The sequence below is a fragment of the Kyrpidia sp. genome (assembly GCF_023512215.1).
In the GTDB taxonomy this organism is placed as follows: Bacteria; Bacillota; Bacilli; order Kyrpidiales; family Kyrpidiaceae; genus Kyrpidia; species Kyrpidia spormannii.
In genome coordinates, this window is sequence record NZ_JAILZZ010000049.1 from 1 (window position 1) to 22,232 (window position 22,232).

General features: G+C 59.3%; 23 protein-coding genes and 8 tRNA genes. 25 read left to right on the forward strand and 6 right to left on the reverse strand.

The features are described 5' to 3' along the window. The first annotated feature begins 1 nt into the window (after position 1). The 6 genes from K6T64_RS13690 (at position 2) to K6T64_RS13715 (ending at position 2,497) form a co-directional block, all read left to right on the forward strand. Positions 2-76, forward strand: a tRNA-Gly gene (locus tag K6T64_RS13690). Between the two features lie 5 nt (positions 77-81). Next, a tRNA-Cys gene (locus tag K6T64_RS13695) sits at positions 82-155 on the forward strand. Positions 156-402: 247 nt separating this feature from the next. After that, positions 403-1,359, forward strand: a complete 957-nt coding sequence (locus K6T64_RS13700; RefSeq protein WP_288010706.1) for an alpha/beta hydrolase — start codon at positions 403-405, stop codon at positions 1,357-1,359. Continuing rightward, the gene (locus K6T64_RS13705; protein WP_288010707.1) at positions 1,359-2,243 is read left to right on the forward strand and encodes a fumarylacetoacetate hydrolase family protein; all 885 of its coding nucleotides are present in this window, start codon (positions 1,359-1,361) and stop codon (positions 2,241-2,243) included. The genes K6T64_RS13700 and K6T64_RS13705 overlap by 1 nt, the downstream gene beginning before the upstream one ends. A 95-nt stretch (positions 2,244-2,338) precedes the next feature. After that, a tRNA-Val gene (locus K6T64_RS13710) sits at positions 2,339-2,413 on the forward strand. A gap of 7 nt (positions 2,414-2,420) precedes the next feature. Beyond that, positions 2,421-2,497 (forward strand) — tRNA-Arg (locus K6T64_RS13715). A 232-nt stretch (positions 2,498-2,729) separates the two neighbouring features. Here K6T64_RS13715 and K6T64_RS13720 read toward each other — a convergent pair. Both K6T64_RS13720 and K6T64_RS13725 read right to left on the reverse strand, forming a co-directional pair. Then, positions 2,730-3,203 (reverse strand): hypothetical protein, encoded by a 474-nt coding sequence (locus K6T64_RS13720; protein ID WP_288010708.1) that lies wholly within the window; start codon positions 3,201-3,203, stop codon positions 2,730-2,732. 175 nt (positions 3,204-3,378) lie between these two features. Continuing rightward, positions 3,379-4,563 carry an ornithine--oxo-acid transaminase gene (locus tag K6T64_RS13725; protein ID WP_100667471.1) on the reverse strand — a complete coding sequence of 395 codons (1,185 nt, stop codon included), beginning with the start codon at positions 4,561-4,563 and terminating at the stop codon, positions 3,379-3,381. Between the two features lie 327 nt (positions 4,564-4,890). On the opposite strand from K6T64_RS13725, the gene K6T64_RS13730 reads away from it, so the two are divergent. The 17 genes from K6T64_RS13730 to K6T64_RS13810 all read left to right on the forward strand — a co-directional run bounded on the left by K6T64_RS13730 (position 4,891) and on the right by K6T64_RS13810 (position 17,141). After that, on the forward strand, positions 4,891-5,487 hold the full coding sequence (locus K6T64_RS13730; protein ID WP_288010709.1) for a DUF1641 domain-containing protein: 597 nt from the start codon (positions 4,891-4,893) through the stop codon (positions 5,485-5,487). 73 nt (positions 5,488-5,560) lie between these two features. Then, entirely contained in the window at positions 5,561-6,580 is a 1,020-nt protein-coding gene (locus K6T64_RS13735) for an NADH-quinone oxidoreductase subunit B family protein (protein ID WP_197945576.1), read from the forward strand. Positions 6,581-6,622: 42 nt separating this feature from the next. After that, complete coding sequence (locus K6T64_RS13740) at positions 6,623-8,224, forward strand: nickel-dependent hydrogenase large subunit (protein ID WP_170099290.1); 1,602 nt, start codon at positions 6,623-6,625, stop codon at positions 8,222-8,224. A gap of 16 nt (positions 8,225-8,240) precedes the next feature. Then, positions 8,241-8,723, forward strand: a complete 483-nt coding sequence (locus K6T64_RS13745; RefSeq protein WP_157935419.1) for a hydrogenase maturation protease — start codon at positions 8,241-8,243, stop codon at positions 8,721-8,723. Then, entirely contained in the window at positions 8,720-9,151 is a 432-nt protein-coding gene (locus K6T64_RS13750; protein WP_288010710.1) for a hypothetical protein, read from the forward strand. The genes K6T64_RS13745 and K6T64_RS13750 overlap by 4 nt, the downstream gene beginning before the upstream one ends. A 15-nt stretch (positions 9,152-9,166) precedes the next feature. Then, positions 9,167-9,427: a HypC/HybG/HupF family hydrogenase formation chaperone gene (locus K6T64_RS13755; protein ID WP_288010711.1), complete on the forward strand. Its 261-nt coding sequence runs from the start codon at positions 9,167-9,169 to the stop codon at positions 9,425-9,427. Further along, the gene (gene hypD, locus K6T64_RS13760) at positions 9,424-10,542 is read left to right on the forward strand and encodes a hydrogenase formation protein HypD (RefSeq protein WP_100667477.1); all 1,119 of its coding nucleotides are present in this window, start codon (positions 9,424-9,426) and stop codon (positions 10,540-10,542) included. The genes K6T64_RS13755 and hypD overlap by 4 nt, the downstream gene beginning before the upstream one ends. Then, positions 10,542-11,582, forward strand: coding sequence for a hydrogenase expression/formation protein HypE (hypE, locus tag K6T64_RS13765; protein ID WP_100667478.1), 1,041 nt, complete (start codon positions 10,542-10,544; stop codon positions 11,580-11,582). Before hypD ends, hypE begins: the two co-directional genes overlap by 1 nt. Positions 11,583-11,597: 15 nt before the next feature. After that, positions 11,598-11,981 (forward strand): hydrogenase maturation nickel metallochaperone HypA/HybF, encoded by a 384-nt coding sequence (locus K6T64_RS13770; RefSeq protein WP_100667479.1) that lies wholly within the window; start codon positions 11,598-11,600, stop codon positions 11,979-11,981. Beyond that, positions 11,941-12,633 (forward strand): hydrogenase nickel incorporation protein HypB, encoded by a 693-nt coding sequence (hypB, locus tag K6T64_RS13775; RefSeq protein WP_407928394.1) that lies wholly within the window; start codon positions 11,941-11,943, stop codon positions 12,631-12,633. Before K6T64_RS13770 ends, hypB begins: the two co-directional genes overlap by 41 nt. After that, positions 12,630-14,918: a carbamoyltransferase HypF gene (gene hypF / locus K6T64_RS13780; RefSeq protein WP_288010712.1), complete on the forward strand. Its 2,289-nt coding sequence runs from the start codon at positions 12,630-12,632 to the stop codon at positions 14,916-14,918. The genes hypB and hypF overlap by 4 nt, the downstream gene beginning before the upstream one ends. Before the next feature lie 66 nt (positions 14,919-14,984). Beyond that, on the forward strand, positions 14,985-16,031 hold the full coding sequence (locus K6T64_RS13785) for a HoxN/HupN/NixA family nickel/cobalt transporter (protein ID WP_288010713.1): 1,047 nt from the start codon (positions 14,985-14,987) through the stop codon (positions 16,029-16,031). A gap of 157 nt (positions 16,032-16,188) precedes the next feature. Continuing rightward, positions 16,189-16,698 (forward strand): DUF2062 domain-containing protein, encoded by a 510-nt coding sequence (locus K6T64_RS13790; protein WP_100667481.1) that lies wholly within the window; start codon positions 16,189-16,191, stop codon positions 16,696-16,698. Between the two features lie 94 nt (positions 16,699-16,792). Then, a tRNA-Pro gene (locus K6T64_RS13795) sits at positions 16,793-16,869 on the forward strand. Positions 16,870-16,874: 5 nt separating this feature from the next. Then, positions 16,875-16,959 (forward strand) — tRNA-Leu (locus K6T64_RS13800). A 1-nt stretch (position 16,960) separates the two neighbouring features. Further along, a tRNA-Pro gene (locus tag K6T64_RS13805) sits at positions 16,961-17,037 on the forward strand. A gap of 27 nt (positions 17,038-17,064) precedes the next feature. Next, positions 17,065-17,141, forward strand: a tRNA-Ile gene (locus K6T64_RS13810). Here K6T64_RS13810 and K6T64_RS13815 read toward each other — a convergent pair. Beyond that, a complete protein-coding gene (locus K6T64_RS13815; protein ID WP_288010714.1) occupies positions 17,120-17,914 on the reverse strand; it encodes an N-acetylmuramoyl-L-alanine amidase family protein in 795 nt (264 codons plus the stop codon). The two genes, K6T64_RS13810 and K6T64_RS13815, sit on opposite strands and share 22 nt — an antisense overlap. A 76-nt stretch (positions 17,915-17,990) precedes the next feature. Here K6T64_RS13815 and K6T64_RS13820 point away from each other — a divergent pair, with 76 nt between their 5' ends. Continuing rightward, the gene (locus K6T64_RS13820) at positions 17,991-18,836 is read left to right on the forward strand and encodes a deoxyribonuclease IV (RefSeq protein WP_288010715.1); all 846 of its coding nucleotides are present in this window, start codon (positions 17,991-17,993) and stop codon (positions 18,834-18,836) included. 124 nt (positions 18,837-18,960) lie between these two features. Continuing rightward, on the forward strand, positions 18,961-20,427 hold the full coding sequence (locus K6T64_RS13825; protein ID WP_100667484.1) for a spore germination protein: 1,467 nt from the start codon (positions 18,961-18,963) through the stop codon (positions 20,425-20,427). Here K6T64_RS13825 and K6T64_RS13830 read toward each other — a convergent pair. The 3 genes from K6T64_RS13830 to K6T64_RS13840 form a co-directional block, all read right to left on the reverse strand. Next, positions 20,372-21,070, reverse strand: coding sequence for an SGNH/GDSL hydrolase family protein (locus tag K6T64_RS13830; protein WP_288010716.1), 699 nt, complete (start codon positions 21,068-21,070; stop codon positions 20,372-20,374). The two genes, K6T64_RS13825 and K6T64_RS13830, sit on opposite strands and share 56 nt — an antisense overlap. 49 nt (positions 21,071-21,119) lie before the next feature. Further along, positions 21,120-21,839, reverse strand: a complete 720-nt coding sequence (gene sleB, locus K6T64_RS13835) for a spore cortex-lytic enzyme (RefSeq protein ID WP_100667486.1) — start codon at positions 21,837-21,839, stop codon at positions 21,120-21,122. An 86-nt stretch (positions 21,840-21,925) separates the two neighbouring features. Further along, on the reverse strand, positions 21,926-22,232 hold a 307-nt coding region (locus tag K6T64_RS13840; protein WP_288010717.1), incomplete at its 5' end, for a manganese catalase family protein.

Sequence of the window (22,232 nt, forward strand, 5' to 3'; positions counted from 1 at the left end):
TGCGGAAGTAGCTCAGGGGTAGAGCATCGCCTTGCCAAGGCGAGGGCCGCGGGTTCGAATCCCGTCTTCCGCTCCATAAGTGGCGGCATAGCCAAGTGGTAAGGCAGAGGTCTGCAAAACCTTCATCCCCGGTTCGAATCCGGGTGCCGCCTCCAATCCCGGATTGTCCGAGCACTGAAACGGTGTGGGCCGAAAACTTGGCCATGCGGCAAGACTTGTTTCCAGTAGACCTTAAGTCTTGAACAGTTGATGAGGTTTTATGTTACGAATACCTTTTTTCCCGGAATCAGCATAGCGACTTCCTCAAAGGGGGTCGCTCTTTTCTATTATGGATGGTTTGGATGAACAGCTGTGTCTAGAAATCGGGAAAGCCAAAAAGAGGGCAGTCGGGAGGTGTCCGAGGTGAGCTTGGATCCTAGGGTGCGCGAACTTTTGGACCAGATGGATTTTTCCGCGGTCACCCCCAAGGCGGGGGCCGATCCCGTCGCGCTTCGGGCCGCCCGGGCGGCGGCGGTGCGGAATCAGGGTCTGGCGAAGCGGCCCGGAATAAAGGCGGAAAATCGGGTTGCGAGCGGTGCTCAGTCAAGGGTCCCGGTTCGGATTTATTGGCCGGAGGGTCCGGGCCCGTACCCGCTTCTGGTGTATGCACATGGCGGGGGATGGGTTCTGGGGGATCTCGACGGGGTCGATGACACCTGTCGGGCCTTGGCGGAGTTGGCACAGTGTGTAGTCGTGTCGGTGGATTATCGGCTCGCGCCTGAGCACCGATTTCCGGCGGCGGTGGAGGACGTATTTCATGCTTTTCGCTGGGCCGTGAGGGAAGCAGCATCGATGAACGCCGATCCGAGAATGACGGCAGTGGGAGGAGACAGCGCAGGCGGGAATCTCGCAGCGGTGGTTGCCTTGCGGGCCCGGGATGAGGGAGGTCCAATCCCCGGGGCCCAGGTGTTGGTGTATCCCATTACGGATTATAATTTTCAAACTCGTTCCTACCAGGAAAACGGAGACGGGTATTTTTTAACTCGAGAAGGCATGGAGTGGTTCTGGGATCAATATCTGGCGCGCCCCGAGGATGGCCAGCATCCCTGGGCCTCACCCTTGAAGGCGGCATCCTTGGCAGGACTGCCGCCCGCCTTCGTTCTGACAGCAGAGTATGACCCTCTGCGAGACGAGGGAGAGTCCTACGCAGCCCGGTTGCAGGCGGAAGGTGTCGAGGTGACGTCGATACGGGTTGATGGCTTGATTCACGGTTTTTTTACAAATGCAGCATGGGCACTGCCCCAGCGGGAGGAATCCTTGCAACGGGCGGCGAAGTTTTTACGACGTGTTTGGACGCAGAAGACACGGGAGGACGCATGATGAGATTGGTTACCGTATGCAATTCAAACGGAGAAGAACTGGCTGTCCGATTGAACAACCGGGTGTTGCCCGTACGGGCCGTGAACGCCCTTTTGAGCACGGATTACCCCGCGGAAATGAGGATGCTGTTAGAAAGTGGACGTTTGCCCGATCTGGTGACCGACATCCACCGTCTTCAGGAGCAGGTCGGGTGGGTCGAAGCGTCTACCGCACTGTCGGATTGTCGCTTAGGGCCGCTGTACAGACATCCTCGCAAAATTTGGGGCATTGGTCTAAACTATCGCGAGCACGCCGGCGACCTGGGAGCGACTCCCCCCATGGAAGAACCGGCCAGTTTTATGAAAGCAGACACCACCATCATCGGACCGGGCGACGAGATCCTGCTGCCGCCGCAGTCTGACCGAGTGACGGCCGAGGCGGAGATCGCCGTGGTGATCGGTCGGCGGTGCAGAGACATTGCCCCGGAAGAGGCGCCGTCGGTGGTGGCAGGATTTGTGCCCGTGTTGGACATGACGGCCGAAGATATTCTGCAGAAGAACCCGCGATTCTTAACCCGAGCCAAGAACTTCGACACCTTTTTCAGTTTTGGACCGGAACTTGTGACGGTGGATGAGGTTGAGGATCTCGCGGGATTGAAGGTAGGCACTTATCTAAACAGCCGATTGCACAGGGAAAACGTGGTGGCCAATATGACTTTTGACCCGTGGTTCCTCGTTTCCTTTCATTCCCGGGTCATGACCTTTGAGCCCGGGGATATTCTGTCCACCGGAACGCCCGGCGCGGCAGTCATCCGGCCGGGGGATCAAGTGGAATGCCGGATCACAGGTTTTCTCCCCTTGGTCAATCCGGTGGGGCGGTACGAGCCGGCACCTTCAAAGGTATAAACTGCCCGTTGACACCAGTCCTGTTTCGTGATACAACAATATGCGTACCCCGTTTCCGGGCGACCGAGCGGCCCCGGGACAGAGGTGGGTATGACGCGGCAGTAGCTCAGCGGGAGAGCACCACCTTGACGCGGTGGGGGCCACAGGTTCGATCCCTGTCTGCCGCACCACAATCTTGTGCCCGTAGCTCAGCCGGATAGAGCGTCTGACTACGAATCAGAAGGCCGGGAGTTCGAATCTCTCCGGGCACGCCAGAGTTCCGCGCGTAGGCTGTACCTCGACGAGGGCGGCCTTTATTTTTTTAGATGGATACAAAGAATTGTCTGCGCCTCCGCCCAGCCGCCCGTTTGGTGTCCCTCAGCGAATTTGGAGGGCGCGGCGGGTCGACTTTTTGAGGAAAACTTGTAAGGCCATTTCGGAAGGCGGGACCGGAGGCGCGCTACAGTTTTCACTGTCTGTCTCACAGTGGCCTATGTACGGCCGATTTTATCCGTGGTGAGTGCGGGCCTGGAACTCTTTGGTCCATGCGCGGATTCGTGAGCACAAACTTTGAACGGCGTCGGCGATGCCGGTGGCTTTGGGTGGATTGGGATTGCCGCTGGTTCGGTGGTGAAACGCGATTTCGATGGTACCTTGTTGACCGAGGCTGACCAGGGCTCCGGAATGTTGAAAGAGGTGTAAGGGAGGTTCATCGCCTGCGTGGGCGCTCCGCAACGGGTCTGGCCTGAAACTCACCTGTAGTCGCACGGTGAGTTCGAGGTAGGCGAAGATCGGGGCGTCGTGAGCTGGGGTAATGGGATAATAGTGGATTCGCGCACTATATCCGGGCCCATCTGGAACGGAAAAACCAGTGTCCTGAAGTGAAGAGATCAGAAGATTCACGGTGTGTTGTACATCTTCGGAAAAAGGAAGGCGATGATTGAGACCGAATCGCCCCTCCAATTTAGAAGAAATCCCCATGGCGTCTTCCCCCCTTCGGTGTCATCCGCCAAGCCCTCATCTCTATCTTAATGCAAAAGTTGTGAAAAAAGAAAGAATAAATCATGGACGTGTTGGACACCCTCCCGGCCGGGTGTGTCCTGAGGCCCGCGGATGAGACCCGCATGTGGGGGTGCGCTCCGCCCGATGGCCGGAATCACCCTGCCTCCGGGCGGAACACCTCCGCAATCTGTTCAAAAGCCCAATCCAACTCTTCTTTTTGAATCACCAAAGGCGGGGCGAACCGGATGGTCATCTCGTGCGTTTCTTTGCATAAGAGGCCGCGGTCTTTCAACTTTTTGCAATAGGGCCGGGCGGGCGACGTCAATTCCAGGCCGATAAACAGTCCCCGCCCGCGGACTTCCCGGATGGCCGGGTGGTGGAGGGTTCGTAGTCGGACCAGAAAATATGCCCCGAGTTCTCGGGATCGTTCCACAAGGTTTTCGTCCTCGATGACCTGAAGGGCGGTGACAGCCACCGCTGCTGCCAGGGGATTGCCGCCGAAGGTCGATCCGTGGGAACCAGGTTCGAAAACTCCCAAAATGTCATGATTTGCGGCCACCGCCGACACCGGGTACACCCCTCCGCCCAGGGCTTTGCCCAGAATATAGAGATCGGGGGTGACATTTTCCCAGTCGCAGGCAAACCACTGTCCCGTTCGTCCCAGGCCGGTCTGAATTTCATCTGCAGCGAACACAATCCCATTCTCCGTACAAATCCGCCGAACCTCGCGAAGATATCCGTCGGGCGGGAGGATGATCCCCGCTTCCCCTTGAATCGGTTCGAGAAGCACTCCAGCGGTATGAGGGCCTACAGCTTGGCGCAGGGCCTCGACGTCCCCGTAGGGCACGACCCGAAAACCCGGGGTGAGGGGGCCGAACCCTTCCTGGTATTCCGGCTCCGAGGAAAAAGAGATCACAGTGGTGGTCCGCCCGTGAAAATTCCCGGCGGCGACAATAATTTCTGCCTGGTTTTCGGGGACGCCTTTGATTCGATAAGCCCAACGGCGCATGGCTTTGATGGCGGTTTCCACCGCTTCGGTTCCCGTGTTCATGGGGAGAATGGTGTCCTTATGAGTCAACTGGGCCAACCGTTCATAGAACAGGCCGAGCTTGTCATTATAAAAGGCCCGGGAGGTTAAGGTGATCCGGTCCGCCTGGGCTTTGAGGGCCTCGATGATTCGGGGGTGGCGGTGTCCTTGGTTGAGGGCGGAATAAGCGCTCAGCATGTCGAGATAGCGCCGACCCTCTACATCCTCCACCCAAACCCCTTCCCCTTTCGTCAATACGACCGGAAGGGGGTGGTAATTCCGGGCCCCGTATCGGTCTTCGCGTTCGATCATCGAGTTTGCGAGACTACCCACGTCATTCCCTCCTGAGTTTTCCCATTTTAAAAATGGCGGCCTGGGCAGGATCGCCCGATCAGTCCTCGTTGTGGTGTCGCTCCATCAGTATATTCTGCTCCACTACGCCTCATTTCCTCCGGGCTCCTACAGCGGCGGCGAGAAAGTTTCTATGACCGCGGCGGTTACATTCTACGGAAAATAGTACGATTGAACTATTGATGATTTCTTTCAGAACATTTATAGTACAATCATCCTAGTCCATTGTTTCCTCAACTTGATCTCAGTCTCCATCCTCGACGAAATTATAGGAAAGGAGGGCGTGGTGTGGCGATGCGCGAAGCTTTGGAGATGACGGCGGATCCCCTTTTGGAGAAGCTGGACGATGTCGAAGTGCAGCGGGCATTGGTTGCGCTGCTCGACAGACTTCCGGAGTTGGTCGCTATGATCGATGGGGTGGAACGGGCAGCCCATTATGTGCGAGCCGCGGCCTCCGATGAAGGCAATCTCGAACGCTTTGCCGAGGCGATCCGCGAACCGGTTGACATGGTGAGTCAGAAGATTCGGCCAATGTTAGACGGCCAGGATATGCTGGAGGCTGCGACGGTTTTGCCAGCGTGGCTTCGTCTGATGACCGAGATGGCTCATTCGGCGGACGCCATCTCCGCCGGGCTCAAAACGTTACGCCAACTGGAGCAGGCGGGGTTGCTCCGGGCGTTGCAGGCGTTGGGGGATGCGATTCGCCCGGGCGTTTTGGACGACTTGGTCCAAGTGGTCGGGCGTTCCATTCGGGAAGCTGATCAGGATACGACGGTGATTTCGGTGTTTGGCATTCTGCGCATGTTGAAAGAGCCGGCGGTGCAGCGCCTGCTGCGGGTTGTGTCTACGATGTTGCGCAACTTGGCTGAAAACCAAAAAAGTTGAGAACAATATCACCGCACTTGTCTGATTGTAGGCACCTTTACGGATCATCGATCTATCCATAGGGGGGAATCACGTGGGACTGACGTTATTTTGGTTGCAGGCCCAGGCGTGCAGCGGCAACACCATGTCATTGCTCAACGCCGAAGAGCCGGATTTGACGGAATTCATCACCCGTTACGACGTGGATGTGTTGTACCATCCCTCCCTATCGCCCATCTGGGGGGAGCAGGTGCACCGATTGCTTCGCCAATTGGCCAATGAAGAAATCAAGCTCGATATTTTCGTCGTGGAAGGGGCCATTCCCCTTGGGCCGAATGGGACGGGGTTGTACAACACCTTTGCCGACCGCCCCATTAAGGATATCGTGCAGGAACTGGCGGCTGTGGCGGAATACGTGGTGGCGGTGGGCGATTGCGCCACCCACGGGGGATTTCCGGCCATGGATCCGAATCCCACCGATGCCGTGGGGCTTCAATACTTAAATAAACAGCACGGGGGTCTTCTCGGGGCCGAGTATCGATCCCGGGCGGGGTTGCCCGTGGTGAACATCACCGGCTGTCCGGCTCATCCGGACTGGCAGTTGCAGACCTTGATGGCTATCGCCGAGGGGCTCGGGCCGCTCCTCGAATTGGACGAATATGCGCGTCCACGGGCCTTCTATGGAAAGATGACCCACACGGGGTGCACCAATAACGAGTACTACGACCACAAACATTCCGTAAAGAGTTTCACGCAACAAGGTTGTCTCTTCTTTGACAAAGGCTGCCGGGGACCGTACACGCATTCGGACTGCAACGTGCGGTTGTGGAATCGGCAATCGAGCAAGACCCGGGTGGGATCACCGTGTCTCGGATGTACGGACATCGGGTGGCCCAACGAGAACTATTCGGTGGAGCGGCCTTTTTATAGCCGGGAGCAGTTGACCCCGATGCGGGAAGATTCCCGGGTTCTGCCCTATGGCCTCGGGAAGATCTTCAGTTATGTGGCGACTCCGGCGGAACTGGAAGAGCGAAAGGTGCTCTTCAGTCCTGAGGTGGATCGTCGGCCCCAAAATCTGGTGGGGATTGAAGAGATCAAGGTGCTGAGCGACTGAAGGAATTGCGAAAGGCTATCGATGAATCGATAGAAGGGGAGGATGTCCGTGGCGGAAGGAGCCCAGATGTCGGCGGCAAAAACAAAGGGGCAGCAACGAATTCGGATCAGCCCGGCCGGTCGGGTGGAGGGCGATCTGGATTTTGAAGTTGACATTAAAGACGGCCGGGTCACCCGAGCTGAGGCCCGGGCGGTGATGTTCCGGGGGTTCGAAAAGATCCTTAAAGGGAAAGATTCATGGCTCGGCATTACCATGACGCCCCGGATTTGTGGAATCTGCGGGATCGGGCACATCACCAGCGCCGTCAAACTGGTGGATATGGCCAGCGGCAACGGGATCGGCGGGGTGGACCTACCGATTCAGGCCCGGATCGTGCGCAATATCGTCGGATCGACGGAGAGCCACATGAGCGGGATCCGGCATCATTGGTTGCTGTTCGGGCCGGATATGGTCAACGAAGCTTACTCCGGGTGGAGTGAGTACGAGAAGCTCAAGGAGCGCATGCAACCCTTTACAGGGACCTCGTACCGAGCCGCGGTGGCCTGGTCGAAAAAGGTCGTGGAAATCACCGCGATTTTTGCCGGTCAACAGCCGCATCCCGCCTCCTTTGTCCCCGGCGGTGTGACCAGCAGCCCGACCCTTGGGGATATCACCAAATCCCTGGGCATTTTGCAAGATGTCCGGGAACATTTTATCGAAAAGCATATTTTGCACGGGAAATTAGAGGATTACCTAGCGATCCGCACTTGGGAGGACCTCCAGGAATGGCTCGGCCGCGGGGATCACGAAGACAGTGACTTGGGGTTGTTCATCCGGCAAGCCCTGCATTTCGGCTGGCACACCTGGGGCCGGGGAACGGGGTATTTTCTGGGGTACCCCTCTTACGAGACGGAGCCGGGCCAGTTTTGGTATCCGGGTGGTTTGTACTCCAGCGCCTTCATGTACAATGGCACGTACGAGCCCGTGGGGGATCCGCTGGAGTTCCAACAGCAGATCATGGAGCACCACGCCCACTCCTTCTATCAGGGCGAGGGACCGTTCCACCCGTCCCAGGGGCAGACCGAGCCGATTGCTGATCTCCAGAATCCGGGGGACAAATATTCCTTTGCCAAGGCGCCCCGGTTCCGGGGGCTGGCGGTGGAGGTGGGACCCTTCGCCCGGTTGCTCACTCAGGGAGATCCCCTGATCCGGGATATGGAGAAAAAACTTGGTCCCAGCGTGTTTTTGCGCCAGTTCGCCCGGATTCACGAAATTATGACCGGGCATGTGGTCATTCGGGATTGGATTAAATCCGTTCATCCTAAAGGACCCTTTTACCGGGAAACGCCCCGATTGGTCAAAGATGGGATGTTTTTCGGCTGGCACGAGGTGCATCGGGGAGCTTTGGCCCACTGGGCGGAATTCAAAGATAACCGGATCGTGAACTACCAGATCATTGCACCGACTACCTGGAATATCGGACCCCGGGACGCCTTGGATCAGCCCGGAGCCGTGGAGCAGACGGTGATGGACATCCCGGTGGAGGACCCGACCAATCCCGTGGGCTTGCAGCATGCCCTGCGGTCTTACGACCTGTGCCTGGTCTGCACGGTGCACGCCGTGCAGGGCGGCCGGGAGGTCCAGCGGTTCACCTTGGGGTTGTGAGGGGTCTAAAGCGAGGATGTTGCAGCCGATCCACATGATCTTCTTGGGCAATCCCTTGTGGGGAGATGACGGGGCGGGGACATACCTGCTCCGTCGTTTCTCTCGTCTTCGGGAATCCCGGGGGAGTTTGTCTCGTCAGGGTCGACCCGTGGTGCTGATCGATGGGGGAACGGGGGGATTGAATTTGCTTAATGCCTTCGATGGGGCCGGACGCATTGAGGTGTTCGATGCGGTGCAGAGTGGGGGGCACCCTGGGGAGGTGTACCGGATTCCGGGAAGGCAGGTGGAGTTCTGGCCGGCCCGGTCCTCCCACGATTTCGGCATTGAGCAGGTGATTCGCCTGTACTGCGAGATCAGCCCGGATCCTCTGGATCTCGATGATATCGTACTCTATGGGATTGAAGTCAAAGGCCTTGAGTTCGGGGAGTCCTTGTCGCCACCCGTCCAACAGGCCTGCGATCGATTGTTCAACCGCCTCGTGGAGGAGCTTGATCCGTGAAGAAAGACACATGGCATGGGTGGGTGGAAGAGTATCTCGCCGGGGGGGCGTTTGCGGAGGGATACGGAAGGCCGGAGCGAACGGATGAAGATGGGGCAAGGGTAAGGGCGCGGGAGACGCTAGGTGCTTGGCTGGCAGGACATGTTGAAGAGGTCGCCGGGGAGGAACCCGATCGGGGGAAGTTGCGCGAATCTGTTGAGGAGATGCTGTACCGATTGGCGCTCTCCGGGGCGGGGAGCGCGGAATTGGACCGGCACCTCGGGGTGCTCAAAGCGTTCTCCGCCTGGTGCGTTGCCGCGGGAAAGTTGCCCTTCGATTTTGCCGGTGACATTCCCTGGATAGGTGAAACGGATCCCGGACTTGTCGCGCATATTCGCGGAAAATGGGCTTTGAACGATCGATTTTATGGCATCGAGGAGAATGGTTGAAAGGAGGGATTCGGGATGTGTTTGGCAGTACCGGGGCAAATCCTGTCCATCGAAGGGGAAGGGCGCACGGCCATGGTGGACATGGGCGGGGTGAAGCGCCGGGTGAGTCTGGAGCTTTTGGACGATGTCCGGGTGGGTCAATATGTGCTGGTGCACGTAGGGTTTGCCCTCCAAACGATCGACGAGGCCGAAGCCCGGGAGACCCTTGAGATGCTGGAAACGTATTTTCGAGAGGAGTTGGAGGCGGAGACGGGAGGAGGTGATCCGAGGGGATGAAGTACGTCGACGAGTATCGGGACCCGGCGATGGCCGAACATCTGATCGAGGAGATCAGAAGACTGGCTGAGGAGCCGATTTCCATCATGGAGATCTGCGGCGGGCACACCCATGCGATTTTTCGCGCGGGGATCGACCAAGTGCTGGAGCCGCAGATTCGTTTTCTGCACGGTCCCGGATGTCCGGTATGCGTGACGCCCATTGAAAAAATCGATCGCGCCATTGCCCTGGCCAGGCGACCGAAGACGATCATCGCCACCTACGGGGATATGTTGCGGGTGCCGGGGTCTGAGTCGACACTCCTGAAGGAGAAGGCCAAGGGCGCCCAGGTCAAAATGGTCTATTCCAGTCTTGATGCCGTGGCCTTGGCGGAAAAACACCCGGACTTCGAAGTGGTGTTTTTTGCGGTGGGGTTTGAGACGACCATTCCGGCCAATGGCTTCAGCATTTTGCGCGCCCGGGAGCTGGGCCTTCGGAACTATTCCGTGTTGTGTAACCACGTTTTGGTTCCGCCGGTGATCCGGTTTTTGCTGGAGGATCCGGATGTGCAAATCGATGCTTTCATCGGCCCCGGTCACGTGGGGACGGTGGTGGGCAGTGAAGATTACCGGTTTATTGCAGAAGAGTTTGGCCGGCCGGTGGTGATCTCCGGCTTTGAGCCCAACGATATTCTCCAGTCGGTGTACATGATTCTCAAACAGCGCCAAGAAGGGCGTCGCCAAGTGGAGATCCAGTACTCCCGGGCGGTGAAGCCCGAGGGCAATGTCCGGGCCCGGGCTGTCCTCAACCGGATTTTTGAGCCCGTGGATCAAGAGTGGCGGGGCATCGGGACGATCCCTCGAAGCGGAATGGCGATCCGGGAGGAGTTTCGGGACTACGATGCGGAATTTAAGTTTCAATCGGCGCTCACCCTCTCCCCGGCCCAGGAATCCCCGGCTTGCATTTGCGGAGAGATCACAAAAGGTGTGAAAGAGCCCTGGCAGTGCGAATCCTTTGGCACGGCTTGCACTCCGGACAATCCCATCGGGACCTGCATGGTGTCTTCGGAAGGGACGTGTGCCGCTTATTACAAATATCAGTTTCTAAAACGGGCGGCAGGAGGGATGTTGGGCTGATGGAGGAACGACGGACGCCACCTCGGGCGCATACCCTTCCGGAAACCATTCAGTTGGCTCATGGAACCGGGGGGCGCCTGACCCACCAACTGATCGAACAATTGTTTCTGGAATATTTTAGAAATCCATACTTGGAAGGGATGAATGACCAAGCGATTCTGCCCGGAGAAGGGGGGCGCTTGGCCATGTCCACGGACGCTTTTGTGGTGAAACCGTATCGTTTTCCCGGCGGCAATATCGGCGACCTGGCCGTCAATGGCACGGTGAACGACCTGGTGGTCGGGGGAGCGACCCCACTTTATCTGAGTGCTTCGTTTATCTTGGAAGAAGGGTTGCCGGTCCGGGATTTGGTTGAAGTGGTGGAGTCTATGGCAGCGGCGTCCGCGGTGGCCGGGGTGCAGGTGGTGACCGGGGACACGAAGGTGGTGGAGAGAGGTTCTGCGGACGGGCTGTACATCACCACCTCCGGGATCGGTCGGATCCCGGAAGGGATCGACTGGGGACCGCACCGGATCCGGGAAGGGGATGTGGTGATCCTTTCCGGCAGTGTCGGAGACCACGGAGCCAGCGTGATGATCGAACGATTCGAGATGGAATTCGACACCCAGATTGAAAGCGATACCGCCTGTTTGCGGGATTTGGTGGAAGCGGTGCGGGATGTTCCCGGGATTCGCTGCATGCGGGATCCCACCCGAGGAGGGCTCGCGACGACCCTGAACGAGTTGTCCCAAAGCAGCGGGTTGAATCTGCGCATTCGGGAACGGGACGTGCCGATCCGGGATGAGGTGCGGGGGCTTTGCGAGGCCCTGGGGATTGATCCGCTTTATGTGGCCAACGAAGGGAAGCTCGTGTGTGTGGTGGCGCCGGAAGAGGCCGAGGAGGTGGTCCGGAGGATGAGGCGGGTCAAGGAAGGGCGCGAGGCGCGTATCATCGGGGAAGTCACCGGGGAGCTCCCGGGGTTGGCGAGCCTTGAGACTCTCTTGGGTGCGGTGCGGGTGTTGGATCTGTTGGCGGTGGAGCAACTGCCGCGAATCTGCTGACCTGGGGTGGAGGGGATGCACGAGCTGAGCATTGCGGAGAGCATCGTGACCATTGCTGCGGAAGAAGCGGCCCGCCTGGGTTCCCGGGTTCGGTCGGCGGTGGTTCGGGTGGGGCGGTTGGTTCAGATTGAACCTGAGAATTTGCTTTTCTGCCTCGGCATCCTGCGGGAAGACCGGGAGGAGACCCGGGGGGCGGAGTTCACTATTGAAGAGGAGTCCCTTCAATTGTTGTGTCGCGAGTGTGGGCATAAAACTGTGACTTCTGAGGTGGTTTTTGCGTGCGCTGCGTGCCGGTCGTCCAAGGTGGACGTGGTGGCCGGCGATGCGTTGGAGATTTTGTCCATGGAGGTGGATGTCGGTGAAAGTGGATGTGAACCGGAGTGTCCTGGAAGCCAATAATGAGATTGCGGAGCGGCTACGGGATACGTGGAGGAGCCGGGGCATTTTTGTGCTGAATCTGATCAGTTCACCGGGTTCCGGAAAGACCACCCTTCTGGAAAAGACGTTAGAAGGGCTAAAGGGGCGGATCAAGGCCGCGGTCCTGGTGGGGGACGTGCAAACGGACAATGACGCCCGGCGACTGGCGGGGCATGGGGCGGAGGTCAAGCAGATCGTCACCGGCGGGACGTGCCACCTGGAGGCTCACATGATCGAAAAGCACCTCGAAGCGGTGGACGGGGAAGACCTGGAACTTCTGATCATCGAAAATGTTGGAAACTTGGTCTGTCCGACCTCTTACGATCTCGGCGAGGACGGCAAGGTGGTGTTGGTCAGCGTGACGGAAGGTGAGGACAAACCGCTCAAGTATCCGGCCATCTTCCACAAAGCGAGGTTGGCGCTGATCACCAAAACGGACCTGGCTCCCCATCTCGACTGCGATCTCGAAGAGTTGCGCCGCAACATCACTGCGGTGAATGGCCAAATTGAAGTGCTTGAAGTGTCTGCCCGCACGGGCCAGGGGATGGAGGGCTGGCTGGAGTGGATTCTCACCCGGGCGGCAGAAAAACGTGGTGTGGCACCCCGGGAATCGGAGGAAGGCGCCCGGGCATGACCGAGAGGGTGCGGGTGACAGTGGCGGGGACGGTGCAGGGGGTGGGGTTCCGCCCCTTCGTGTACCGCTTGGCCTCGGAGATAGGGCTCACGGGAGAAGTGTGCAACCGGGGGTCCATCGTCACCGTGGATGTGGAGGGGTGCGGTGGAGATCTCGCCCAGTTTTTGCGTCGACTTCAGAGCGAGGCTCCCCCGGCAGCCCGGATCGACGATCTCGGGGTGGAACGACTGCGCCCAGTGGGTTACCCAGATTTAAAAATTGTATCGTCCGAGGACGGAGACCGGGTTTCGTTTGGTATTCCGGCGGATTTAGCGATTTGTCCCGATTGTCTCCGGGACATGGCGGAGCCAACCAGCCGCTACTATCGATATCCCTTTACGTCTTGCACCCAGTGCGGTCCCCGGTATACCGTGTCCAAGCGGCTGCCCTTCGACCGGGAGACCACGGTAATGGAGGATTTTCCGCTTTGTCCGGAGTGTTTGCGGGACTACCGGGATCCGGGCTCCCGAAGGTTTCACGCCCAGACCACCGCCTGCCCCCGGTGCGGTCCGGTGTTGCGGTGGATTCCAGGTGAGGGGGGCGAGGGCGAGAAGACCGGGGAAGACGCCTTGAAGGCGGCCAAAGATGTCCTTCGTTCCGGGGGTGTCGTGGCCGTGCTCGGAATCGGCGGGTTTCACCTGGCCGTGAACGCCCTGAATGAGCAGGCGGTTCGCCGGCTCCGGGTGAAAAAGCACAGACCTACTAAACCCTTTGCCGTGATGATGAGCTCGGAGGCGGTGAAGGTACACTGCGTACCCAGTGCTGGAGAATGGCAGGCGCTGACGTCGGCGGTGCGGCCGATTGTCCTTCTCCAAAAGCGCCCGGATTCGCCGGTGGCCGGCGAGGTGGCGCCCGGGATGGACCGGTTGGGCGTATTTCTCCCTTATACGGGGATTCAAGTGTTGCTCATGGAAGATGCGGATTTGTCCGCCTTGGTCATGACCAGCGGAAATCTCAGTGGGGAACCTCTTGCTTATGAGGTGGAAGACGGCCTGCGGCGCTTAGCTGGACTGGCGGAGGGATTTTTGGTTCACAACCGTCCGATTCTCCGGCCGGTGGATGATTCGGTTCTTTACGTGGACGGGGATGTCCCTCGGGTGATACGGCGGGGTCGGGGTATGGTCCCGGAAGGATTTCGGATTGGACGCGGGGACGAGGCTGCGCCCGTGGTGCTGGCGGTGGGCGGGGACCTCAAGAATGCCGTGGCGGTGGCGGCGAAGGGAAAATTATGGCTCAGCCCGCACATCGGGGACTTGGATTCGCCAAGGGCCCGGGAGGGTTTCCGACGCCAGATCGAATGGCAATTGGAAACTCTGGGGGTTGCCCCAGATGTGGTGGCTCACGATCTGCATCCCGGCTATGTCAGTACGGCGGAAGCCCTCGGGAATTGGGAGAAAACCTTGGGTGTCCAGCACCACCACGCCCATTTGGCGGCGGTCATCACCGAACACCGGGCGACGGGGCCAGTACTCGGCGTCATTCTAGACGGTACGGGCTATGGGGAAGATGGCGGAATCTGGGGCGGGGAGATGCTTCTTGGCGACTGTCGCTCGGTGCTGCGGATCGGGCATTTGGAACCCCTCCGAATGGTGGTGGGGGATCAGGGGACCCGGGAACCGTGGCGGTTGGTGGTGAATTATTTCTATGCTTTAGACTTGTGGGACCGTTGGGCGGACTTTGTGGTCGACCGGCTCGGCATCCCGGCCCGGAGTTTGGAGGCTTTGATTCGGGTGCTGAAGAGCCGATACCCGGGCTATCGATCTTCCAGTGCCGGAAGGCTGTTTGATGTGGTGGGAGCTTTGGAGAGCCGGAGAACGGAGGCGACCTTTGAGGGAGAGCTGCCGATGGGTTTGGAGGCACAGGTAGACCCGGGCGTCAAAGAGCGATACAATTTTCATATAACGGAGCGGGACGGCCGTTGGATGGTCTCGCCGGTGATCCTCGATGCAGTGTGTTTGGATTTAGCCGCCGGGCGACAGGATCGGGTGGCGACGAAGTTTCACCGGGGATTCGCGGCGGCGTGGGCCGAAGCGGCATTCCGGGCGGCGACGCGGCATGGTGTGTCGACGATCGCGGTGGGAGGTGGGGTTTGGCAGAACCGTTGGTTGTTGCGCTGGTTTGTGGAGGATCTAGAGAACCGGGGACTGCGGGTGCTCATCCCCAGGAGGTGGCCGGCGGGGGACGGGGGCCTGGCGGCCGGGCAGGCGGCTGTGGCTTTGGCCAAGTTGAGAGAAGGTGGAGGCTGAAAACTTAGGCCAAAAGGCCTCGATGGTGCCACGGGATGTGGCAACAACTAGGGGGTGAAGGAACCGGTGAATGTGGGCGCGAAAACGTTGCAGAAGAAAGGAAGTTGGCTAGGGTACGGGACGGCGGTGGCCGCGTTGCACGCGGCCGGGATCGCCAGCCTGGCGGCCGTGGTTCCTGCTCACCCCACCTTGCTGGGGCTGGGATTACTTGCGTATACCCTGGGCGTTCGCCACGCCTTCGACGCCGATCACATTGCTGCGATTGACAACACGGTTCGAAAACTCCTCCAGCAAGGAAGGAACCCGAGGGGAGTGGGGTTTTTTTTCTCCGTCGGCCATTCGACGGTGGTTTGCCTGATGGCGGTGGCGACAGCCTTGGCCGCGGGCTGGGCGATCCGGGCGATGCCGAGTCTACAAGCGGTGGGGGGCGTGATTGGGACCGCGGTGTCCGGGGGTTTTCTCCTGGTGCTCGGCGTCGTGAATCTCATGATTCTCATCCAAATTCTGCAGGTCTTCTTCCGGATGCGGAAGGGGGTGAACGAAGAAGGCCGGCTGGAAGAATTGCTCCACGCCCGGGGGTTGATCGCCCGGCTCGTCACCCCGCTCCTGCGGTTTGTCGGCCGCAGTTGGCATGTGTATCCGATCGGATTCCTATTTGGCTTAGGCTTTGATACAGCCAGTGAGGTGTCGCTCATGGCTCTCTCGGCCGGGGCCGGGCAAAGTGGCCTCCCCGTTGTCGGGGTTTTGGCGTTGCCCCTCTTGTTTGCCGCGGGCATGAGTTTATTTGACACGGCGGACGGTATTTTCATGTCGGAAGCGTACACCTGGGCGTTTCGCAATCCTGTGCGGAAGATTTATTACAACCTGACGGTGACAGGGCTAGCTGCGGCCGCAGCTCTGTTGATTGGATCGGTCGAACTCGTGCAGGTCGTTGCTTCCCACCTTCGCACGACAAGCGGATTTTGGACGCGGATTCAAGAACTGGATCTCGGATCCGTCGGCTATGTACTGGTGGTCTTGTTTGGGTTGGCATGGGCGTTATCCTATGGGGCATGGAAAGTGTTTCGCATTGAAGAACGGTGGGCTTTGCCTCAGGATAAGGTGCGGGATTGACGTTCGATGTCCCGGCCCCCTGGGGCCGGCGTCCCGGAAAGGGGGTGGGCCTCCCCCGGTGGGCGTGGTCGATTTGGCCCCCATCCTTGCGCATTCGACGGGGTTCTCGGTATAATGAACGTCGTACTGTCAGGATGCCGTGGGGGCGGGGGGCGGAATGAAGGGGAGAGAGCGGGGGATTTTTCGCGGTCTGGGCAGATGGATGCGGTATTACCTTCTGCGGCTGGTGCGGGTGCGGGACGAGCAGCGGCGGGTGCAGAAGGGGATCGCCTTGGGGGCGGTGATGCATTTTATCCCCACCCCGGGGATCGGCTTGGCGGTGGCCTTGATCATCGCGGTCTTTCTTCGGGCGAACAAGGCGGCCACCACCATCGCCAATGTGTTTGCCGCGCCGGCAGCGGTTCCCATGTGGTTCCTCAATTATTGGGTAGGCAAACTGTTTGTCGGGGCCAAGAACGCCGGCCACGTGGTGGATGTGCACGGCCAGGGGTTCGTGGCGATGTGGCATTGGCTCGCTTCCCAAGGCGTGGGCTTTTTCATCGGAATCGGCGTGAACATGGTGGTCGGATTCGCCATTCTGTATGTCGTTTCCGGGTGGGTACTGCGCCGGGCGGCCGCGAAGATTCAAAGCCGAAGGGCGTCTCCTTCTCCGGAGGGCAGACCGTGAAACACCATCGATTCAGATCCGAGTCGAGCCGGTGAAAGTTCTCTCTCACCCGTTGACGAGGGTCGGGCCCTCGTGATATAGTAGTCTTTGCCGTCGGAATGTAGCTCAGCTTGGTAGAGCGCACGGTTCGGGACCGTGAGGCCCAGGGTTCAAATCCCTGCATTCCGACCAGTGATGTCGAAGTGGCGGAATCGGCAGACGCGCACGTTTGAGGGGCGTGTGGGGAAACCCGTGCGGGTTCAAGTCCCGCCTTCGACACCATCGGGACGTAGCGCAGCCTGGTAGCGCGCTACCTTGGGGAGGTAGAGGTCGCGGGTTCAAATCCCGCCGTTCCGACCAAGTGCCCCAGGATGTTGGGGGCCCTGCGGGCCTATAGCTCAGCTGGCCAGAGCGCACGACTGATAATCGTGAGGTCAGTGGTTCAAGTCCACTTAGGCCCACCACACAGCGCCATCCCCTGGAAAGCGGGGATTGGCGTTTTTTTCTGCCTTTCTGGCGGAACCGGCGAAGTGATCCGGTAGGCGCGGATCGCCCGGGCCAGGGCTTCGGCCAAGCGTTGTCGATAAGCGGGGTCGAGGAGCGCCTGGCGGTCCGTCGGGTTTGAGAGATAACCCACCTCGACCAGGATGGCCGGACACGGGGCTCGCCGGAGCACGTGTAACGAGCGGTTTGGAAACACGATGGCCCGTCCCGTGATGCCGAAAAGCTGTTTCTTGGCCAGTTCGGCGAGCCACGCGCCGGCTGGATCATTCGCCTCGTGCAAGATCACGGCTCCCCGGGGGCCGGAGGCCGAGGAGTGATTGACGTGGATGCTCACAAACAGATGGGCTCCGCTTTCCCGGGCGATGCGGACCCGGTTGCGCAAATCCCGGGCGTGGCGGCTGCGAAGGGGGGATGGGTAACGATGACTCACATCTTCGTCCCGTTCCCGGGTCATCACCACCGGACATCCTTCTTTTAACAGGACATCCCGAAGTCGAAGCCCGATGTCGAGCACCAAGTCCTTCTCCAGGATTCCACCGACCGAGGTCCCCCCGTCGATGCCGCCGTGTCCCGGGTCGATCAATACGGGGCCACCTTCTTCGGAGAAGGCCTTGAGGGGAACCTGAGGAACAGTGACCTGGGTTTGTGTGGCAAGGCTCGCCGTGGGCACCATGGCCCAGGTGAGGACGGCTGTGAGAAGGGCAGTACAAATTCGCCAGCAACAGTTTGCCATTCAATTCCTCCGGGCATCGAATGATATTCTTAAGGTGCCGGGCAGGGCGACCTTTCATACCACGAGGTGATTGACGATGAAAATCGGGGCCAATGTGTCCATTGCGAAAACGGGTCTGCTGGCAGCGGTGGAGGAGTCCATCGGATACCGAGCCACTTCCCTCATGATTTACACCCGCTCCAATCGGGGGGGCCGGGCCAAACCCATCGAACAATTCCATCGGGATGAAGCCTGGGCGTTGATGAAAGAACACGGGATTGGCGATCCGGTGGTGCATGCGCCTTACCTGATCAATTTGGCCAGTCCAAAAGACGACACGTGGGAGTACGGAATCGGCCTGCTGCGGGAGGACATCGACCGCACCGCCTATCTTCAGATTCCTTGGATTGTCTTTCACCCGGGTTCCCATACCGGGGCGGGGATCGAATACGGCATCGAACGGATTGCCACTGGGCTCAACCGGATTCTGGATGAGGCGGCGGAGGGGCCGATGGTGCTCCTGGAGACGATGGCCGGAGATGGATCGAAGGTGGGCAGTCGCTTTGAAGAAATCGCGGAGATCATTCACCGGGTGGAACGTTCGGATCGCCTCGGAGTGTGCGGGGATACCTGCCACTGGTACAGCGCGGGATACGACATCGTGGAGGATTTTGACAAAGTCCTTTATACCTTTGACGATGTGATCGGCATTGAGCGCCTGAAGGTGTTTCATATTAATGACAGCAAAAACCCCTTTGACTCCCGAAAGGATCGGCATGCAAACATCGGGCACGGTTCCATCGGGGCCGAAGTGCTGCGGCGGATCTGCCACCATGAGGTGCTGCGGGACATGCCTTTGATCCTGGAAACGCCGGAAGGCCACTACGGAGAAGAAATTGCCTACCTGAGGGGAGAGACTGATGCGCTGCCTCAGATCGACTGATATCGAAGCATACGGGTGAAATGGGCTGGCGGCGTACGAGAACTTGGACCGGCTTGCTTCCCTTTCCGATTATTAGCCCCGGGATCGGGAGAAACTGGGGGAATGAAGAAAGGGAGGCAGTGCGGTGCGGCCGATCAATGCCGAATTGGACCGCGTCGTAGAGGAAGTGAACCAAACTCTCGGCGTGGGTGTAAGTTTTGACGTCCTGTACCGGCCCATCGATTTCTCTGGTATGCGCCTGGCCGTGTACGGCTTAAACGGATTTTTCCAGAGTTTATTCGTGTTTGACATCGTCAAAGCGGTGGAAAGGGTCGCCCAACGGCTGGCGGAAAATAAAGTGCACGGAACCAAGGCCCTGGGAGATGCGATCTACGCTGAACTGCCTTTTGTTCAGGTCGATCGGACCAAGGACCTCGAAAAGGCCTTGATCAACATCATGTCCGGGCCCATCGCCATTTTTGTCGATGGGCAATCCGAGGCCATCCTGGTGGACACCCGCCTCTATCCGGCGCGAAACCCGGATGATCCCGCCGTGGAGCGGGTGGTTCGAGGCCCGCGGGATGGATATACCGAAACCCTGGTCACGAACGTGGCCTTGACGCGCAGGCGGTTACGGGACCCCGGGCTTCGCTTCGAGTTGCATCAGGTGGGACAGCGTTCGAAGACGGATGTGTGTTTGGTCTACATCAACGACATCGTGAATCCGGATCTGTTGGCCGCGGTTCGGAAGAAAATCCAAGGGATCCGGGTAGATGGGATCCCGATGGCGGAACAGTCGATCGAAGAGTTCCTCATCGACAACAAATGGAACCCCTATCCCATGGCCAGGTATACCGAACGGCCGGATGTGGTGGCGACCCATCTGTTACAGGGGTATATGGCCATCTTCGTGGACACGTCTCCGGAGGTGATCATTCTTCCCACCACCTTTGTGGACCACGTGCAGCACCCGGAGGATTACCATCAGACTCCCCTCAGCGGTACATATATGCGATGGATCTTGCTGCTGAGCGTTATTTTGTCGGTACTGCTGCCTCCGGTGTGGCTGGCCCTGATCCAATTGGCCCCGTCGATGCCTGCGCTTCATTGGGTGGTACCCCATAAGGAGAGCTCTATTCCGATCTGGATGCAAATGGTCTTTGCTGAGATGGGTATGGATATTCTTCGTCGGGCGGTGATCAATACCCCGATGCCACTGGGCAACGCCCTCGGCATCGTGGCCGGCGTCATTTTTGGCCAAACCGCCGTGACCGTAGGGCTTTACAGCGCCGAAGTCATGGTGTTCATGGCCGTCACCTTTGTGGCATCCTTTGCGACCTCCAGTCCCGAGCTTGCCGCCGCCAACCGCCTGGTCCGAATGATGCTCCTCATCCTGACCACGCTGATCGGTCCGTGGGGGTGCGTCGTTGGCATCCTCGGTTGGTTTGCGCTTCTCGGGAGGAGCCGATCCTTTGGAGTCCCGTACTTTTGGCCGATCCTGCCCTTTCATTTTTACGGATTCAAACAAATGCTCGTCCGGGAGCCCTTGCCAGATATTAAGACGCGGATTTCGGCTTTACACCCCGTGGACCCCGATAAGCGGACGGGATGAGGCGACCAGAACCCAACTCTTTAGGCAAAGTCTTCCGATAGGCGTCAAAGAGTGCTCCGGCGATCCGGCGGTGTCCGGCCACCGTGGGATGAACGCCGTCGCACAGCCACCCCTGAGAGGCTCCGGGCAGGATCTCCTGCAGGTTGATAAACTCTACGCACGGTCCGGCGACCCGGGCGGCGTACTCCCGGTTCAGGCGCCGGATCAGCCACTCCGTCGTGCGAAAGCCCCGCCAAGACGCCGGATAAGGATTATAAAAGCCGAGAACAAATACCCGGGCGGAAGGGGCGTGCCGCCGGATCTCCGCCATGAGGGCAGCGGTGGTGGGCCAGAGCTGCTGGACAGCTCGTACATAACTGTAGGGATTGCGGTGACCGGTGATGAGCCGCCGCAAGAGGTCATTGCCGCCAATCGACAGGGTGATGCAGTTGGCCGACGCCAGCCGCTGGGCGAATCGGTTTCTCACCAAAGTGAGCAACTCGCCGCTGGTCAACCCGGAGATGGCCAGATTTTCCAGGCGGCAATCCGGGCTGTGGCGCAGGTGGCGAAACAATACGTTGGGATAAGCCGCCCCCTCGGGCACGCCTTTGCCTGCGGTGATGGAATCTCCCAGGGCGATGTAATAGAGGGGTTTGGCGTTCATCGGCGAACCTCCTCTGGCGGCCGCTGTTTCGAGCCCGACGCGTTCGTTCTTATCGCGTAAAAATGTGCCGGCCGATCTGTTTAATTTGGGGCCTGGACCAAATCCAACGGGAGGTGGCGGTGGCCGGGTTAAAATAGTAAATCGCTCCGCCGGTGGGATCCCACCCCCGGATGGCGTCCAGGGCCGCTTTTCTGGCCTCGCTGTCCGGAGTGAGCCATATCTGTCCATCCGAGACGGAGGTAAAGGCCCCGGGTTGAAAAATGATCCCCGGGATGGTGTGGGGGAAACGGGGATCTTCCAGGCGGTTGAGGACTACGGCCGCGACAGCGACTTGGCCGACGTAGGGCTCTCCCCGGGCCTCCCCGTAGACCAACCGGGTTAACAGATCGATGTCCCGGGCGGAAAATCGCCCCACACCGGTGGCCGGCGGGGCCGAAGTTTGGGCGGGGGCCGGTCGGTATCCCCGGGACCTTTGCACGAGAGCCGCTTTGGTGGCGGGACCGGCGATCCCATCCACTCGCAGACCGACATCGCGTTGGAAATTTCTCACGGCCCAATAGGTCTGCCATCCGAACACCCCGTCGATGGCTCCGTGGTAATAGTTCACGTAGCGGAGCCGGCCTTGCAGCTCCGTCACGTCCGCACCCCGACTGCCCCGCATCATGTTCCAGTTCCAGTTGGCGAACCCTTGAGCGGAAGGGGCTACACTCCCCCATAAACAAAGGACCGCGATGAGGATCGCGGCCGCGAAATGAATGGCTCTGCGCACGGTCCCGACCTCCTTCGTCGATTAATCTGAACCGAAGGAGGCGAGGTCATACGGAACCCCGTCAAAGGAATCGCCGGGAACTGGGATTAGAAAATATGTGGCTGTTCCCGCTCCTGTTTTAAGATTTCAACGGCCTCCCGGAATCGCTGGGAGTGGACCACTTCCCGCTCCCGCAGAAATCTCAGGGCGTCGTTCACATCCGGATCATCGGACATGTCGATCAACCATTGGTACGTCGCCCGGGCTTTCTCTTCGGCGGCAATATCTTCATACAAGTCGGTGATCGGGTCTCCTTTGGCTTGGATATAGGTGGCGGTAAAGGGCGCTCCAGCCGCGTTGTGGTAAAAGAGTGCCGGTCCGTGGTCTGCCACGTGGTCGCCGAGCCCGGCTTCT

Bases quoted from the DNA above. Each gene is read 5' to 3' on its own strand.
- K6T64_RS13705 (WP_288010707.1), top strand. From the start codon at position 1,359: ATGAGATTGGTTACCGTATGCAATTCAAACGGAGAAGAACTGGCTGTC.
- K6T64_RS13720 (WP_288010708.1), bottom strand. From the start codon at position 3,203: ATGGGGATTTCTTCTAAATTGGAGGGGCGATTCGGTCTCAATCATCGC.
- K6T64_RS13725 (WP_100667471.1), bottom strand. From the start codon at position 4,563: ATGATCGAACGCGAAGACCGATACGGGGCCCGGAATTACCACCCCCTT.
- K6T64_RS13740 (WP_170099290.1), top strand. From the start codon at position 6,623: ATGTCCGTGGCGGAAGGAGCCCAGATGTCGGCGGCAAAAACAAAGGGG.
- K6T64_RS13745 (WP_157935419.1), top strand. From the start codon at position 8,241: ATGTTGCAGCCGATCCACATGATCTTCTTGGGCAATCCCTTGTGGGGA.
- K6T64_RS13755 (WP_288010711.1), top strand. From the start codon at position 9,167: ATGTGTTTGGCAGTACCGGGGCAAATCCTGTCCATCGAAGGGGAAGGG.
- hypD (WP_100667477.1), top strand. From the start codon at position 9,424: ATGAAGTACGTCGACGAGTATCGGGACCCGGCGATGGCCGAACATCTG.
- hypE (WP_100667478.1), top strand. From the start codon at position 10,542: ATGGAGGAACGACGGACGCCACCTCGGGCGCATACCCTTCCGGAAACC.
- K6T64_RS13770 (WP_100667479.1), top strand. From the start codon at position 11,598: ATGCACGAGCTGAGCATTGCGGAGAGCATCGTGACCATTGCTGCGGAA.
- hypF (WP_288010712.1), top strand. From the start codon at position 12,630: ATGACCGAGAGGGTGCGGGTGACAGTGGCGGGGACGGTGCAGGGGGTG.
- K6T64_RS13790 (WP_100667481.1), top strand. From the start codon at position 16,189: ATGAAGGGGAGAGAGCGGGGGATTTTTCGCGGTCTGGGCAGATGGATG.
- K6T64_RS13815 (WP_288010714.1), bottom strand. From the start codon at position 17,914: ATGGCAAACTGTTGCTGGCGAATTTGTACTGCCCTTCTCACAGCCGTC.
- K6T64_RS13820 (WP_288010715.1), top strand. From the start codon at position 17,991: ATGAAAATCGGGGCCAATGTGTCCATTGCGAAAACGGGTCTGCTGGCA.
- K6T64_RS13830 (WP_288010716.1), bottom strand. From the start codon at position 21,070: ATGAACGCCAAACCCCTCTATTACATCGCCCTGGGAGATTCCATCACC.